Below are 15,579 nucleotides of genomic sequence, written 5' to 3'. Positions count from 1 at the left end.
AGGTGATGGAAGTGGCTTCTTTTATGGGGAAATGCATATTGGCTTGCTGTGTTATGTTTTTCGGCGTCCTTCTCGGCATGCAGCAGGCGAACAACGGAATGATTGAAATGAAAGGGTATCAGGACCCAGATTTAAAAGCAGCGCTCAGCATCTCTGAAGGGGATGCAAAAGAGGCTTCAGTCCTCGGTCATCAAATCGATTTGGAGGAGAAACAAAAAGAGCTGGAACAGCTGGAAGCTTTCAACCTCTTTTCCTCGGCCGGCCGCGCTCTGGCCGATTCGGTCACAAACACAGCCCGTTCATTGTATGACTGGATAAAGGAAAAAACGGAATAAGTAAAAGAAAAAAACGAGCCGGATGCAGGACTCGTTTTTTCTTTTTCGGGTTTAGAAAGCATATGTGACTTAGCATTGAATCTTCACAACCCTATTGATATAATCTAAGCTAGCGCATATTGCGTTTCATAGTAGGAGTGATTAGTGTGACAGATAAAGAAAAACGATTACAAAGACAGTCGAGAATCCGAAATTTCTCTATTATCGCCCATATCGACCACGGCAAGTCAACGCTTGCAGATCGAATCTTGGAAAAAACGGCGGCAATCACTCAAAGGGAAATGAAAGAACAGCTCCTCGACTCAATGGATTTGGAACGTGAAAGAGGAATCACCATTAAACTGAACTCCGTACAGCTGAAATATCAGGCGAAGGACGGAGAGGAATATATTTTTCATCTGATCGATACCCCGGGACACGTCGATTTTACGTATGAGGTTTCGAGAAGCCTTGCCGCGTGCGAAGGCGCGATTCTCGTCGTCGACGCGGCACAGGGAATCGAGGCGCAAACGCTGGCAAACGTTTACCTCGCGCTTGACAACGATCTTGAAATCCTGCCGGTCATTAATAAAATCGACCTTCCAAGCGCAGAACCCGAACGCATCCGCCAGGAAGTCGAGGATGTTATCGGTCTTGACGCTTCAGAAGCCGTCCTTGCTTCAGCAAAAGCAGGCATCGGAATTGAAGAAATATTGGAGCAGATCGTTGAAAAGGTTCCCGCACCAAGCGGAGATCCGGAAGCGCCGCTTCAGGCGCTGATCTTTGACTCTCTGTATGATGCATACCGCGGGGTCGTCGCCTATATCAGAGTCGTGCAAGGTACTGTAAAAGCCGGTCAAAAAATCAAGATGATGGCGACCGGAAAAGAATTTGAAGTCACTGAAGTCGGCGTTTTCACACCGAAGGCCGTTCCGGTTGACGAACTGACTGTCGGCGACGTCGGATTCCTGACGGCCGCGATCAAAAACGTCGGAGACACCCGTGTAGGGGATACGATTACGAGCGCGGAAAACCCTGCGCCCGAAGCCCTGCCAGGTTACAGAAAGCTGAATCCGATGGTCTATTGCGGTCTGTATCCGATTGATACAGCGAAATACAACGATTTGCGGGAAGCGCTTGAAAAACTTGAGCTGAACGATTCAGCCCTGCAGTACGAGGCGGAAACGTCCCAGGCTCTCGGATTCGGCTTCCGCTGCGGTTTCTTAGGGATGCTCCACATGGAAATCATCCAAGAGCGGATTGAACGCGAATTCAACATCGATTTGATTACGACGGCGCCGAGCGTTATCTACGACGTGTACATGACAGACGGTGAAAAAATCGTCGTCGATAACCCGTCAAATATGCCTGATCCGCAGAAGATCGACCGGGTGGAAGAACCGTTCGTCAAAGCGACGATGATGGTGCCGAACGACTTTGTCGGAGCGGTCATGGAACTGTGCCAGGGCAAGCGCGGTCAGTTTATCGATATGCAGTACCTTGATGCGAACCGCGTCAGCATTGTCTACGAAATTCCGCTTGCGGAGATCGTCTACGAGTTTTTCGATCAGCTTAAATCAAATACGAAAGGCTATGCGTCATTTGATTACGAACTCATCGGATATAAACCGTCCAAGCTCGTGAAAATGGATATTATGCTGAACGCCGAAAAAATCGATGCCCTTTCCTTTATCGTTCACCGCGATTATGCTTATGAACGAGGTAAGGTTATCGTCGAAAAGCTGAAGGAGCTCATTCCGCGTCAGCAGTTTGAAGTGCCTGTCCAGGCAGCTATCGGTACAAAAATTGTCGCTCGTTCAACCATTAAAGCCATGCGCAAAAACGTTTTGGCGAAGTGCTACGGCGGGGATATTTCCAGAAAGCGCAAACTGCTTGAAAAGCAAAAGGAAGGAAAGCGAAGAATGAAACAGGTCGGCTCTGTCGAAGTTCCGCAGGAAGCCTTTATGGCAGTCCTGAAAATGGATGACAGCGGTCCGAAATCATAATCATGAGCTGCCGCAGCGTAACACACTGCGGCTTCTTCCTGTAAAAGAAGGTGAAAACAATGAAAGCAGCATATATCCACATTCCGTTTTGCGAGCACATTTGCCATTATTGCGACTTCAACAAGTTTTTTATTCAATCTCAGCCGGTTGATGAATATTTGCGTTCCTTAGAGAAGGAAATGGCCAATTCAATGGAAGCAGCCGGACATCCGGAGCTGAAAACGATCTTTATCGGGGGAGGAACGCCGACATCGTTGTCTGCAGCGCAGCTCGAACGGCTCCTCGATTCCATTCATCGCATTTTGAAACCGTCCGAAAGCCTTGCCGAATTTGCAGTTGAAGCCAATCCCGACGATTTATCGGCTGAAAAGCTGGACGTTCTAAAAGCTGCCGGTGTCGACAGGCTGAGCTTTGGCGTGCAGACGTTTGAAGACGAGCTGCTAAAAAAAATCGGCAGGGTCCACGAGCAAAAAGACGTACTCGTTTCCTTTGAAAGAGCGCGAAAGGCGGGGTTTGATAATATCAGCCTTGATCTGATGTTCGGTCTGCCCGGACAAACCATCGGCCACCTCGCCTCATCACTTGATACGGCTCTTGCTCTCGGTGCTGAACACTATTCGGTCTATTCGCTGATCGTCGAACCGAAAACCGTTTTTTATAACTTGATGAAAAAAGGCCGGCTTCACCTGCCGCCGCAGGACCAGGAAGCTGAAATGTACGAACTCGTTATGCGGAAAATGGAAGAAGCGGGCATCGGCCAATACGAAATCAGCAACTACGCCAAAAAAGGATATGAGAGCAAACATAACCTCACATATTGGAACAATGAGGAGTATTTCGGTTTTGGCGCGGGCGCACACGGTTATATCAATGGTGAAAGAACGGTAAATGCCGGTCCTGTCAAACATTATATCGACCTGATTGAGCAGTCAGGTTTTCCTTATAAAGAAAAACACAGGGTTACAAAAAATGAACAGATTGAAGAAGAAATGTTTCTTGGTCTTCGAAAATCCGCAGGAATAGACAAAGAGTGCTTTTTCGAAAAATACGGAAGATCTGTTGACGATCTCTTCCCAAAAGTGCTCCATTCGCTGGAAGAAACAGGACTGATTGTGAACACGAACAAAAACGTGTTTTTAACACATAATGGAAAACTGTTGGGGAATGAAGTGTTTCAGGCATTCCTGGGTGAGTTATAATTGACATTTTGATTTCGGTTTGGTAATTTTGATATACAATTAGCACTCAGTTGTGTCGAGTGCTAACAGGGGTGATATGGATGTTAACAAATCGTCAGCTGTTAATCTTGCAGGTTATCGTCAACGATTTCATTCGTTCAGCTCAGCCGGTAGGATCAAGAACGCTTTCCAAAAAGGAAGATATCACATTCAGCTCAGCAACGATCAGAAACGAAATGGCTGACTTGGAAGAGCTCGGTTTTATCGAAAAAACCCACTCATCTTCAGGCCGGATTCCTTCTGAAAAAGGCTATCGATATTATGTCGATCATTTGCTTTCACCTGGAAAGCTGTCAAAAACGGACTTGAACATTATTCATTCGATTTTCAAAGAAAAAATCTTTGAACTCGAAAAAGCCGTGCAGAAGTCGGCTCAAGTGCTGTCCGACCTGACAAATTATACATCGATTGTCCTCGGCCCGAGACTGAGCGAAAATCATCTCAAACAGATCCAGATTGTACCGGTTCAGCCCAAGAAGGCCGTTGCCATTCTAGTAACGAATACCGGCCATGTCGAGAATAAAACGATTAATTTTCCGGCGGAGGTCAATCTTTCCGATCTCGAAAAGCTGGTGAATATATTAAATGAACGCCTTAGAGGCGTGCCGATCTCAGAGCTGAAAGACAGGATTTTCAAAGAGGTTGTCATCTTCTTAAAGTCGCACATCCAAAATTACGATACGATTTTGCACGCGCTCGGCGCAACGCTGGATTCATCTGTTCAAACCGACCGGCTGTTTTTCGGCGGCAAGATTAATATGCTGAATCAGCCCGAATTTCACGATATTGACAGAGTGAAATCGCTATTGTCGCTCATTGAGAAAGAACAGGAGATTCTCCGGCTCTTTCAGTCGACAGAGTCTGGAATTACCATTAAAATCGGCAAAGAAAACGACTATGAAGAAATGGAAAACTGCAGCCTGATTACCGCAACATACACGGTCGGCTCAAAACAGATCGGCTCCATCGCGGTCATCGGGCCGACGCGCATGGACTACTCCCGCGTCGTCGGTTTGCTTCAGCACGTATCATCTGACTTGTCAAAAGCGCTGACAAGTTTGTATGATGGGTAAGGCAGTACCTAAAACAGACAGAAGGGAGAAATCCCTTCTTTATCATGAAACTCATCCTTTAAGGGAGGTGAACACAGATGGCAGAAGAAAAACAAACCGAAGAGCTAAACGAACAAGAGGAACTGAACGAGACAGAGGCGGAGACAGCCGAAGCTGAACAAACGGCTGCTGAAGCTGATGCCCCGGCAGAAGACACTCAAACAGAAATGCTTGAAAAACAACTAAAAGAACTTCAAGAACGTCTTGAAGAAAAAGAAAATAAACTTTTACGTGTTCAGGCGGACTTTGAAAACTACAAAAGACGCGCACGCCTTGACCTTGAGGCTGCTGAAAAGTACCGTTCCCAGCGCATCATCAGCGAATTGCTACCGGCGCTTGACAACTTTGAGCGCGCACTTCAGCTCGATCCTGACAATGAGCAGACGAAAAGCCTGCTTCAAGGGATGGAAATGGTGCACCGTCAAATTTTGGAGGCTCTTAAAAATGAAGGAGTTGAACAGATTCCATCAGTCGGAGAGCAATTTGATCCGAACATGCACCAGGCTGTTATGCAGGTTGAGGATGGAGCGTACGAATCAAACGCAGTCGTTGAGGAACTGCAAAAAGGCTATAAACTTAAGGACCGGGTGATCCGTCCTTCTATGGTAAAAGTCAATCAATAACTACATAGCAGGAGGTAAAAATCATGAGCAAAGTAATCGGAATCGACTTGGGAACAACGAACTCATGCGTTGCAGTGCTTGAAGGCGGAGAGCCGAAAGTCATCCCAAATCCTGAAGGAGCCCGCACGACTCCTTCAGTTGTTGCATTTAAAAACGGAGAGCGCCAGGTGGGTGAAGTGGCGAAACGCCAGTCCATCACGAATCCAAACACAATCATGTCGGTCAAGCGCCATATGGGCACTGACTATACAGTTGAAATCGAAGGCAAAAAGTACACGCCGCAAGAAGTGTCTGCCATCATCCTTCAGCATTTGAAATCATATGCTGAAAGCTATTTGGGTGAAACGGTATCTAAAGCCGTGATCACAGTTCCTGCATACTTCAACGATGCAGAGCGTCAAGCGACAAAAGATGCCGGTAAAATCGCCGGACTTGAAGTTGAGCGGATCATTAACGAGCCGACTGCAGCTGCGCTTGCATACGGCTTGGATAAAACCGAAGAAGATCAGACGATCCTCGTCTACGACCTTGGCGGCGGTACATTCGACGTTTCCATCCTTGAATTGGGAGACGGCGTATTCGAAGTTCGCTCTACAGCGGGTGACAACCGCCTTGGAGGAGACGACTTTGACCAAGTGATCATCGATCATCTCGTCTCAGAATTCAAAAAAGAAAACGGCATCGACCTTTCTAAAGACAAAATGGCGCTTCAGCGCTTAAAAGATGCGGCTGAGAAAGCGAAAAAAGACCTTTCCGGCGTATCTTCCACGCAAATTTCGCTGCCGTTTATCACAGCGGGTGAAGCAGGTCCGCTGCACCTTGAATTGACACTGACACGCGCGAAATTTGAAGAGTTGTCTTCACATTTGGTAGAGCGCACAATGGGCCCTGTTCGCCAGGCTCTTCAAGATGCGGGACTCTCTGCAAGCGAAATCGACAAAGTGATCCTTGTCGGCGGATCAACACGTATTCCTGCCGTTCAGGAAGCGATCAAAAAAGAAACTGGAAAAGAAGCGCATAAAGGCGTCAACCCTGATGAAGTCGTAGCCCTTGGTGCAGCCATTCAAGGCGGCGTCATCACAGGCGATGTCAAAGATGTTGTCCTTCTGGACGTAACTCCGCTGTCACTCGGTATCGAAACGATGGGCGGCGTGTTCACGAAGCTGATTGAGCGCAACACGACAATCCCGACAAGCAAGTCTCAAGTGTTCTCAACAGCGGCCGACAACCAAACAGCGGTTGACATCCACGTGCTCCAAGGTGAGCGCCCAATGGCTGCCGACAACAAAACGCTCGGACGCTTCCAGCTTACAGATATCCCGCCGGCTCCTCGCGGCGTACCGCAAATCGAAGTGTCATTTGACATTGATAAAAACGGTATCGTCAACGTCAGCGCGAAAGATCTTGGCACTGGCAAAGAGCAAAACATCACGATCAAATCTTCTTCAGGCCTTTCTGATGACGAAATCGAGCGCATGGTGAAAGAAGCTGAAGAAAACGCCGAAGCGGATGAGAAGAAAAAAGAAGAAATCGAACTTCGCAACGAAGCGGATCAGCTTGTCTTCACAACTGAAAAAACGCTGAAAGATCTTGAAGGCAAAGCCGATGAAGCACAAGTGAAAAAAGCGAATGAAGCAAAAGACGCGCTAAAAGCTGCGATCGAGAAAAATGACCTTGATGAAATCAAGGCGAAAAAAGATGAACTGCAAGCGATCGTCCAAGAGCTTTCAATGAAGCTTTACGAAGAAGCTGCAAAACAGGCTCAGGCTCAGCAAGACGGCGGCGCCGACGCTAAAAAAGCCGACGACAATGTCGTGGACGCTGAGTATGAAGAAGTAAACGACGATAAAGATCAAAAATAATTGAAATAAAATGTGCGCTGTGCTTACCCCGGTTTGCACGGCACATGACCTTACAGGCGATGAAAGTCAAAGTCAGGATCTCTTGACTTTGACTTTTTTCTTCCTAAAGGACAAAAGGAATTGAAAAAACATAATTTGAAATGATACAATCTAATTTATGTGAGAAAATCGGGAGTGTGAAGAGATGAGTAAGCGTGATTACTATGAGGTGCTTGGGGTAGGTAAGAGCGCTTCTAAAGATGAAATTAAAAAAGCTTACCGCAAGCTTTCTAAAAAATATCACCCGGACATCAACAAAGAAGCCGGAGCGGATGAAAAATTCAAAGAAGTCAAGGAAGCCTATGAAACACTTTCTGATGACCAAAAACGGGCCCATTACGACCAGTTTGGCCATACCGATCCAAATCAGGGATTCGGCGGCGGCGACTTCGGCGGCTTTGGGTTTGACGATATTTTCTCAAGCATTTTCGGAGGCGGCGCAAGGCGGAGAGACCCGAATGCCCCGAGGCAGGGTGCCGATCTGCAGTATACGATGACACTGTCATTTGAAGAAGCAGCCTTCGGAAAAGAGACGACGATCGAAATTCCGCGTGAAGAAACGTGCGAAACATGCAGCGGCTCCGGCGCAAAACCGGGAACAAAGCCGGAAACATGTTCACACTGCGGCGGATCAGGCCAGCTGAACATGGAGCAGTCCACTCCGTTCGGAAAAGTTGTCAACAGAAGAGTATGTCATTACTGTAATGGAACGGGTAAGCAAATTAAGCACAAATGTTCAACTTGCGGCGGTACAGGAAAAGTGAAAAAACGCAAGAAAATCAATGTCACCATCCCGGCGGGTGTGGATGACGGCCAGCAGCTTCGAGTAGCCGGACAGGGTGAACCGGGGATCAACGGCGGTCCGTCAGGTGACTTATTCGTCGTTTTCCGCGTCCAAGAACACGAATTTTTCGAGCGCGATGGAGACGATATTTACTGCGAAATGCCGCTGACATTTGCACAGGCTGCACTTGGGGACGAAATCGAAGTGCCTACTCTTCACGGTAAAGTAAAATTAAAAGTGCCGGCGGGCACGCAGACGGGCACCAAGTTCCGCTTAAAAGGAAAAGGTGTTGCCAACGTACGCGGGTACGGGCAAGGTGACCAGCACATTGTTGTCCGCGTCGTGACACCGACGAATTTAACAGAAAACCAGAAAAATATTCTCCGCGAATTTGCAGAAGTGAGCGGAAATATGCCGGATGAACAGGAAATGAGTTTTTTCGATAAAGTAAAGCGCGCCTTCAAAGGCGATTAATGATTGGATGAGGAGTTGGTAGTATGAAATGGTCCGAAATCTGCATTCACACGACACATGAAGCGGTTGAGCCCATCTCGAATATTTTACATGAAGCTGGTGCGAGTGGAGTAGTGATTGAAGATCCGCTTGATTTAATTAAAGAGCGTGAGAATGTATACGGAGAAATCTACCAGCTCGATCCCAATGATTACCCTGATGAAGGAGTCATCATCAAAGCGTATCTCCCGATCAACAGCTTTTTGGGGGAGACTGTAGAAGGAATCAAGGAAACCATCAATAATCTGTTGCTGTATGATATTGACCTCGGACGCAACAAAATCACCATCAGCGAGGTTAACGAAGAAGAATGGGCGACAGCATGGAAAAAATATTATCATCCCGTAAAAATTTCCGAGAAATTTACGATTGTTCCGACATGGGAAGAGTACACACCGGTTCATACGGATGAGCTCATCATCGAGATGGACCCGGGAATGGCGTTCGGAACAGGCACACACCCGACAACCGTACTTTGCATACAGGCACTCGAAAGGTATGTGAAAGAAGGGGATTCGGTTGTGGATGTCGGAACGGGAACAGGCATTTTGAGCATTGCATCAGCCATGCTTCGCGCCAAACAGGTTGAAGGATATGATCTCGATCCTGTAGCCGTTGAAAGCGCCCGCTTGAACTCCAAGCTCAATAAAGTCAGCGATCATATCGAGATCAAGCAAAATAATCTGCTCGACGGCGTCGAAGGGGAAAAAGACATCATCGTCGCCAACATCCTGGCCGAGGTCATCCTGCGCTTTACGGATCAGGCATACAGCCTGTTGAAAGACGGCGGCTATTTCATTACTTCGGGGATCATCCAGCAGAAAAAACAGGAAGTCAAAGATGCACTGGTGAATGAAGGCTTTACGATCGTTGAGGTTCTTTCAATGGAGGACTGGGTCAGCATCATCGCTAAAAAATAATCGTTAGTAGGTGTGACAAGTCGTATGCAACGATATTTTATCGAACAATCAAAACAAGAGGTCACAGCCGCACCCGCGTTCTCGATCAAAGGTGAAGACGTTCATCATATTGCGACTGTGATGAGGATGTCTCCCGGAGACGAGGTCATTTGCTGTGCAAAAGACGGCCATGAAGCGAACTGCCGGATCGAGTCCGTCACAAAAGAAGAGGTTTTATTGAGCGTAATCGAATGGACGGGGGAAACACGCGAACTGCCCGTCCAGATCCATATTGCAAACGGCCTTCCAAAAGGAGATAAGCTGGAATGGATCATTCAAAAAGGGACAGAGCTCGGTGCAAGCTCGTTTATTCCTTTTCAGGCATCGCGCTCCGTTGTTAAACTTGATGAAAAAAAGGCGAAGAAAAAGCGGGAAAGGTGGGCGAAAATCGCCAAGGAAGCCGCAGAACAGTCCCACAGAAACGCGATTCCCGATGTGGCGCCGATTCACACGTTTCAACGTTTGCTTGAGAGCCTTGAGGACTTCGATAAATGTGTCGTTGCATACGAAGAGTCATCAAAGCAAGGCGAAACGAGCCGGTTTCAATCCGTGCTCAAAAGCCTGCCGGAAGGATCATCCGTACTCATGGTGTTCGGTCCTGAAGGCGGATTTTCAGAAGATGAAATTGAGGCGCTTAAAGAAAAAGGAGCCCTCGCCTGCGGGCTCGGTCCGCGGATTTTAAGGGCGGAAACAGCTCCGCTGTACGCGTTGGCAGCAGTTTCTTATCATACAGAGTTATTAAGAGGTGAATAACAATGGCAACCGTTGCATTTCATACACTTGGCTGCAAGGTCAACCATTATGAAACAGAAGCAATCTGGCAGCTTTTCAAAGAAGCCGGCTACGAAAGAAAAGAATTTGAAAGTTCGGCGGACGTATACGTCATTAATACATGCACCGTCACAAATACGGGTGATAAAAAAAGCCGCCAGGTGATCAGACGGGCGATCCGCCAAAATCCTGACGCCGTCATTTGCGTGACAGGGTGCTACGCCCAGACTTCCCCGGCGGAAATCATGGCGATCCCGGGCGTTGATATCGTCGTCGGAACACAAGACCGCGAAAAAATGCTCGGCTTTATTAAGCAGTACCAGGAAGAAAGACAGCCGATTAACGGCGTCAGCAACATTATGAAAGCAAGAGTGTTTGAGGAGCTTGATGTTCCTGCATTTACCGACAGAACGCGTGCTTCTTTGAAAATTCAAGAAGGCTGCAACAATTTCTGCACATTCTGCATCATTCCGTGGGCGCGCGGCCTGCTTCGTTCCCGCGACCCTGAGGAAGTCATCCGCCAGGCGCAACAGCTCGTTGATGCCGGCTATAAAGAAATCGTTTTGACCGGTATCCACACCGGCGGTTATGGAGAAGATATGAAAGACTACAACTTTGCGCAGCTGTTGAAAGAACTGGACAGCCGTGTAAAAGGTCTGAAACGAATCCGTATCTCTTCAATCGAAGCGAGCCAAATTACAGACGAAGTCATCGAAGTGCTTGACCGCTCAGACAAGATCGTCAGACACCTTCACATTCCGCTTCAATCCGGCTCAAACAGCGTTTTAAAGCGGATGAGGAGAAAGTATACGATGGAGTTTTTCGCCGATCGGCTGACGAAACTCAAAAAAGCTCTTCCCGGGCTTGCAGTTACTTCTGATGTGATCGTCGGCTTCCCGGGTGAAACGGAAGAAGAATTCATGGAGACGTACAACTTTATTAAAGAACACAAGTTTTCCGAGCTCCACGTCTTCCCGTACAGCAAACGGACCGGAACCCCAGCAGCACGCATGGACGACCAGGTTGACGAGAACGTGAAAAACGAAAGGGTTCATAAACTGATCGCACTTTCAGACCAGCTTGCGAAAGAGTATGCATCAGACTATGAAGGCGATGTTCTGGAGATCATTCCGGAAGAGCCGTTCACGGAAACGGGTGAAGACAACCTGTTTGTCGGCTACACGGACAACTATATGAAGGTCGTTTTCGAAGGTTCAGAGGACCTGATCGGCCAGCTTGTAAAAGTGAAGATTTTAAAAGCAGGCTATCCGTACAACAAAGGACAGTTCGTCCGCGTCGCCGAAGATGACGTCCATGAAAGCATCCGCTTATCGTCATAAATGATCAATTTAGCCGGTACACAAAAAAGGTGTTCCGGCTTTTTTTGCGAATATCATAAGAGACAACCACTTGAAAAGGAGTCAGGACGATGACAAAACAAATGGCGCGAATGATCGATCACACTGTATTGAGGCCCGATACTGTCAAATCCGAAATTGAAGCGCTTTGCAAAGAAGCCCGTGTTTACGGTTTTGCCTCCGTTTGCATTAACCCATGCTGGGTAAAGCTGTGCGCCGAGCTTCTTAAAGATTCAGAGGTGAAAGTATGCACGGTTATCGGCTTTCCTTTAGGTGCAACGTCTCCGGAAACAAAAGCTTTTGAAACCAAGCAGGCGATTGCAGATGGAGCCGGTGAAGTTGATATGGTGATCAACATCGGTGCATTAAAAGACCGCGATACGGGAACCGTGGAACATGATATCAGAGCGGTGACAGACGCGGCCGATGGCAAAGCTCTCGTAAAAGTCATCATTGAGACGTCACTGTTGACGGATGAAGAAAAAAGGCTGGCTTGTGAACTGGCCGTAAAAGCAGGCGCCGACTTTGTCAAAACATCGACCGGCTTTTCCGGAGGCGGTGCGACAGTCCGGGATATTCAACTGATGCGGGACGCTGTCGGACCTGATATCGGCGTTAAAGCTTCAGGGGGCGTCCGCGATAAGGAAAGCGCCCTTGCCATGATTGAAGCCGGAGCGACGAGAATCGGAGCGAGCGCGGGTGTGTCGATTGTCAACGGCTTAACAGCGGATGAAGACTACTAATCAGACAAAAACCAGGCGTTTATCAGGCCTGGTTTTTGTTTGGAATGAGAAACATGATCAGCGAATGAAACAGATTTGTGAGCGGCAGAAACAATAGGGACGTGACGACGTTGAACAGCAGGCTGAAATGGGCAATCTGCTGAGCGGGGCTTTCGGACAGTCCGGAGATAAAGCCTGTTATTGATGAGAGCATGGGGTATACAGCTGCTACACCGATGACATTAAACAGCACATGGGCATAAGCCGTTTGTCTGGCTGCAGCTCCGCCTTTGAAAGATGCCATCACGGCTGTGATGCATGTCCCGATATTGGAGCCGAGAACAACGCTCATCGCTCCGGTCAAACCGACGACACCTTGATCCATAAAGCTCATCAGGATGCCGACACACGCCGAACTGGAATGAATCATCGCGGTCAAAACGGTGCCGATAATCAAGGCGTAAAGCGGTGAACCTTCAGCAAGCTGCACGATATAAGCGCCCGAGTCTAGCTGTGACAGCGGCACGGCAAGCCGGCTGAAGCCGCTGATACAGAAAAAAATAACCCCCAAGCCGATCATGCTTACGCCCACTTGCCGAACAGGGGATTTTCCGGCAATGAAAAGAACAGCACCTGCAGCAAAAAGGGCAAAAATCAAAAATTCCAGTTTCACCGCTAAAAATTCCGTTGTGAAGGTGGACCCGATGTTTGTCCCCAAAATGAGCGGAATCGAACGTTTAAATGAAAGGGCGCCTACTGAGACAAAGCCAATCACGATCACCATAAATGCCGAGCTGCTTTGCAAAATCCCCGTAAATACAATGCTGACCAAAAAGGCTTTCACCGGATGATCCGTGAACAGCAGCAGCCGCTTTTCGATTTTTTCAAATGTCAGCGAAATCAAGCCTTTTCTCAGCATGCTCATGCCTTTGAGAAAAAGAACGATCAATAATACGAATAAGATCAAGATCACCATCAGTTTTTCGAACAGCCTCCTTTATAAATATATACAGACAAGCTGCCGAAATCATGACTGAACAATAAAACGATTCTCCTTGGTTGACCTTACCGGAGGCTTATATTATAATGTCAAAGTACATGTTTATATGTATGTCTTTTTTTAAAGCAGTCGATTGGTGTATTCGGAGGGAGGGAAAGAGAATGTCAAAAACGGTCGTTAGAAAAAACGAATCGCTTGAAGATGCTCTTCGTCGCTTCAAACGCAGTGTATCAAAGACAGGTACTTTGCAGGAAGCAAGAAAGCGTGAATTTTATGAAAAACCTAGCGTAAGACGCAAGAAAAAGTCTGAAGCTGCAAGAAAGCGCAAATACTAAAAGAGGGTGGATTTATGAGTCTTCTTGAGCGGCTGAACCAAGATATGAAGCTCTATATGAGAAACCGTGAGAAAGACAAACTGACTGTCATTCGCATGGTCAAAGCTTCGCTTCAAAACGAAGCAATCAAGCTTAAGAAAGACAGGCTGACCGATGATGAAGAACTGACTGTTCTTTCTCGTGAATTAAAACAGCGTAAAGACTCCCTCCATGAATTTTCAAACGCTAATCGTTCAGATTTAGTAGATAAAGTTCAAAAAGAGTTAGACATTCTGGAAGCTTATATGCCTGAACAGCTGACGGAAGAAGAGCTGCTCGACATCGTCAACGAGACGATCGCCGAAGTCGGCGCCTCTTCAAAAGCGGATATGGGCAAAGTGATGAGCGCTGTCATGCCGAAAGTCAAAGGCAAGGCAGACGGCGGTCTCGTCAATAAGCTTGTCAGCAAACAACTGTCTTAAGAAAAAGACGCCTTTTAAGCAATTAAAGGCGTCTTTTTTTGTGCGTGTTCATACAATAGAAAAGTAGTAGAAAGATGAAACCTTTGCTACATTTATAACGTATGTAATGTTAATGATAAAAGGGGAAGGAGGTCTCAGACATCGTTGCTGCTGAAAAAATTTAGAATTTTTGTTGCTCTGGCCTGCGGTTTTGTTTTATTCTTATTACTAGGCGTTCATTTGACCGTGAAAGCGGATGGAGATACAGTGTATGTCATTCCGATCGAAGAAACGGTTGAAAAAGGGCTTGCAAAATTTCTTGAGCGCTCTTTTCAAGAAGCGGAAGATATGAATGCCAAACATATCATACTCGATATCAATACCCCCGGCGGAGCGGTCGACGCAGTCCTTGACATGGCTGATACGATACATAACTCCGACATTCCGGTGACCGCTTATGTGAATAGAAGGGCTCTGTCCGCAGGCGCTTACCTTGCCTTGAATGCAGACGATATTTATATGGCGCCCGGCGGGAAAATGGGGGCTGCCGCGATCATTGACACGCAGGGAAATGCCGCTGACAAAAAGTCGGAATCGCTGTGGCTGGCTGAAATGGAAGACGCAGCCAAAAAAAACGGTCGTGATCCGAAATACGCTCTTGCGATGGCCGATGCAGACGTCGATGCTAAAGAAGTAGGAGCGCCGAAGGGTGAGCTGCTCACATTAAGCCCTGACAAAGCGCTGGAAGTCGGCTATTCCGAAGGCACAGCTTCGAGCCTTGATGATCTTTTGAAAAAGCTGAATTTGAAGGATGTCAAAATCGAGCGTGCCGAGGTGAGCTTTGCCGAAAAGGTGGCCAGGTTCATCACGCATCCTGTCGTGATTCCGATTCTCCTTTCAATCGGTAGTCTCGGGCTGATTGTGGAGCTTTATTCGCCTGGTTTTGGGATCCCCGGCTTTATGGGGCTCTCCGCACTGCTGCTCTTTTTCTACGGCCATCTCGTCGCCGGGCTTGCCGGAATGGAAACGATCCTTCTGTTTGCAGCAGGCATTATTTTAATCATTTTAGAGATTTTTCTGCCGGGCGGAATAGCAGGGATTGCCGGCCTGATCGCGATTGTTTCGAGCCTCTTTTTAGCTTCGGGAAGCTTTAAGGTCATGGCCGTCTCCATTTTGATTGCAACTGCTGTTTCTATAGCGGCAGCCATTCTATTGACAAGGGTGTTGGGGAAGCGTATGAAATTTTTTAAAAAATTGATCTTAACCGACTCAACAAGCACGGAAAGCGGATACGTGTCAAATGAAAGCCGGCACGATTTAATTGGTAAAACCGGCGTCACGTATACACCGCTCAGACCGTCCGGAACGGTCATCATCGGCGATGAACGGCTTGATGTCGTATCTGAAGGCTCGTTCACCGCAAAGGACAAGAAAGTGAAAGTGGTTAAAGTGGAAGGCTCACGCATTGTTGTGAGAGAATTATAAATTATATTATTAGGAGGA

Annotated in this window: 15 protein-coding genes; 14 read left to right on the top strand and 1 reads right to left on the bottom strand. The window is 47.4% G+C overall.

Annotation, left to right across the window (positions count from 1 at the left end; genetic code table 11):
* Positions 1-11: 11 nt before the first annotated feature.
* The 11 genes from BTA31_RS10735 to deoC all read left to right on the top strand — a co-directional run bounded on the left by BTA31_RS10735 (position 12) and on the right by deoC (position 12,322).
* A complete protein-coding gene (locus BTA31_RS10735) occupies positions 12-335 on the top strand; it encodes a YqxA family protein (RefSeq protein ID WP_023855247.1) in 324 nt (107 codons plus the stop codon).
* A gap of 146 nt (positions 336-481) precedes the next feature.
* A complete protein-coding gene (gene lepA / locus BTA31_RS10730) occupies positions 482-2,320 on the top strand; it encodes a translation elongation factor 4 (RefSeq protein WP_043928583.1) in 1,839 nt (612 codons plus the stop codon).
* 59 nt (positions 2,321-2,379) lie between these two features.
* Positions 2,380-3,519 (top strand): radical SAM family heme chaperone HemW, encoded by a 1,140-nt coding sequence (hemW, locus tag BTA31_RS10725; RefSeq protein WP_076791452.1) that lies wholly within the window; start codon positions 2,380-2,382, stop codon positions 3,517-3,519.
* A gap of 80 nt (positions 3,520-3,599) precedes the next feature.
* The gene (hrcA, locus tag BTA31_RS10720) at positions 3,600-4,631 is read left to right on the top strand and encodes a heat-inducible transcriptional repressor HrcA (protein WP_076791449.1); all 1,032 of its coding nucleotides are present in this window, start codon (positions 3,600-3,602) and stop codon (positions 4,629-4,631) included.
* Between the two features lie 77 nt (positions 4,632-4,708).
* Positions 4,709-5,293, top strand: coding sequence for a nucleotide exchange factor GrpE (gene grpE / locus BTA31_RS10715; protein ID WP_043928580.1), 585 nt, complete (start codon positions 4,709-4,711; stop codon positions 5,291-5,293).
* Between the two features lie 23 nt (positions 5,294-5,316).
* The gene (gene dnaK, locus BTA31_RS10710; RefSeq protein ID WP_076791447.1) at positions 5,317-7,155 is read left to right on the top strand and encodes a molecular chaperone DnaK; all 1,839 of its coding nucleotides are present in this window, start codon (positions 5,317-5,319) and stop codon (positions 7,153-7,155) included.
* 184 nt (positions 7,156-7,339) lie between these two features.
* Positions 7,340-8,452 carry a molecular chaperone DnaJ gene (dnaJ, locus tag BTA31_RS10705; protein ID WP_076791446.1) on the top strand — a complete coding sequence of 371 codons (1,113 nt, stop codon included), beginning with the start codon at positions 7,340-7,342 and terminating at the stop codon, positions 8,450-8,452.
* Positions 8,453-8,475: 23 nt separating this feature from the next.
* A complete protein-coding gene (prmA, locus tag BTA31_RS10700) occupies positions 8,476-9,411 on the top strand; it encodes a 50S ribosomal protein L11 methyltransferase (protein WP_043928577.1) in 936 nt (311 codons plus the stop codon).
* 24 nt (positions 9,412-9,435) lie between these two features.
* A complete protein-coding gene (locus BTA31_RS10695) occupies positions 9,436-10,203 on the top strand; it encodes a 16S rRNA (uracil(1498)-N(3))-methyltransferase (RefSeq protein ID WP_043928576.1) in 768 nt (255 codons plus the stop codon).
* A 2-nt stretch (positions 10,204-10,205) separates the two neighbouring features.
* The gene (gene mtaB, locus BTA31_RS10690; protein ID WP_043928575.1) at positions 10,206-11,561 is read left to right on the top strand and encodes a tRNA (N(6)-L-threonylcarbamoyladenosine(37)-C(2))-methylthiotransferase MtaB; all 1,356 of its coding nucleotides are present in this window, start codon (positions 10,206-10,208) and stop codon (positions 11,559-11,561) included.
* A gap of 89 nt (positions 11,562-11,650) precedes the next feature.
* Positions 11,651-12,322, top strand: a complete 672-nt coding sequence (deoC, locus tag BTA31_RS10685; RefSeq protein ID WP_076791443.1) for a deoxyribose-phosphate aldolase — start codon at positions 11,651-11,653, stop codon at positions 12,320-12,322.
* 22 nt (positions 12,323-12,344) lie between these two features.
* Here the strand turns inward: deoC and BTA31_RS10680 are convergent, their stop codons facing one another.
* Positions 12,345-13,277: a Na/Pi symporter gene (locus BTA31_RS10680; RefSeq protein ID WP_076791441.1), complete on the bottom strand. Its 933-nt coding sequence runs from the start codon at positions 13,275-13,277 to the stop codon at positions 12,345-12,347.
* A gap of 185 nt (positions 13,278-13,462) precedes the next feature.
* On the opposite strand from BTA31_RS10680, the gene rpsU reads away from it, so the two are divergent.
* From rpsU to BTA31_RS10665, 3 genes are all read left to right on the top strand, one after another.
* Positions 13,463-13,636, top strand: a complete 174-nt coding sequence (gene rpsU, locus BTA31_RS10675; protein ID WP_003183654.1) for a 30S ribosomal protein S21 — start codon at positions 13,463-13,465, stop codon at positions 13,634-13,636.
* A gap of 14 nt (positions 13,637-13,650) precedes the next feature.
* Positions 13,651-14,097, top strand: coding sequence for a GatB/YqeY domain-containing protein (locus BTA31_RS10670; RefSeq protein WP_043928572.1), 447 nt, complete (start codon positions 13,651-13,653; stop codon positions 14,095-14,097).
* A 144-nt stretch (positions 14,098-14,241) separates the two neighbouring features.
* On the top strand, positions 14,242-15,561 hold the full coding sequence (locus BTA31_RS10665; protein WP_076791438.1) for an NfeD family protein: 1,320 nt from the start codon (positions 14,242-14,244) through the stop codon (positions 15,559-15,561).
* Positions 15,562-15,579: the final 18 nt, after the last annotated feature.

Origin of the sequence: Bacillus haynesii, from assembly GCF_001969855.1 — a bacterium.
Taxonomy (GTDB): domain Bacteria; phylum Bacillota; class Bacilli; order Bacillales; family Bacillaceae; genus Bacillus; species Bacillus haynesii.
The sequence above is the reverse complement of the archived record's forward strand: the minus strand, read 5'-3'. Positions and strand labels throughout refer to the sequence as shown.

What these genes read in the sequence shown, in the direction of transcription:
- hemW (WP_076791452.1), top strand. Translation starts at nt 2,380, where the DNA reads ATGAAAGCAGCATATATCCACATTCCGTTTTGCGAGCACATTTGCCAT.
- hrcA (WP_076791449.1), top strand. Translation starts at nt 3,600, where the DNA reads ATGTTAACAAATCGTCAGCTGTTAATCTTGCAGGTTATCGTCAACGAT.
- grpE (WP_043928580.1), top strand. Translation starts at nt 4,709, where the DNA reads ATGGCAGAAGAAAAACAAACCGAAGAGCTAAACGAACAAGAGGAACTG.
- dnaK (WP_076791447.1), top strand. Translation starts at nt 5,317, where the DNA reads ATGAGCAAAGTAATCGGAATCGACTTGGGAACAACGAACTCATGCGTT.
- dnaJ (WP_076791446.1), top strand. Translation starts at nt 7,340, where the DNA reads ATGAGTAAGCGTGATTACTATGAGGTGCTTGGGGTAGGTAAGAGCGCT.
- prmA (WP_043928577.1), top strand. Translation starts at nt 8,476, where the DNA reads ATGAAATGGTCCGAAATCTGCATTCACACGACACATGAAGCGGTTGAG.
- BTA31_RS10695 (WP_043928576.1), top strand. Translation starts at nt 9,436, where the DNA reads ATGCAACGATATTTTATCGAACAATCAAAACAAGAGGTCACAGCCGCA.
- mtaB (WP_043928575.1), top strand. Translation starts at nt 10,206, where the DNA reads ATGGCAACCGTTGCATTTCATACACTTGGCTGCAAGGTCAACCATTAT.
- deoC (WP_076791443.1), top strand. Translation starts at nt 11,651, where the DNA reads ATGACAAAACAAATGGCGCGAATGATCGATCACACTGTATTGAGGCCC.
- BTA31_RS10680 (WP_076791441.1), bottom strand. Translation starts at nt 13,277, where the DNA reads ATGGTGATCTTGATCTTATTCGTATTATTGATCGTTCTTTTTCTCAAA.
- rpsU (WP_003183654.1), top strand. Translation starts at nt 13,463, where the DNA reads ATGTCAAAAACGGTCGTTAGAAAAAACGAATCGCTTGAAGATGCTCTT.
- BTA31_RS10670 (WP_043928572.1), top strand. Translation starts at nt 13,651, where the DNA reads ATGAGTCTTCTTGAGCGGCTGAACCAAGATATGAAGCTCTATATGAGA.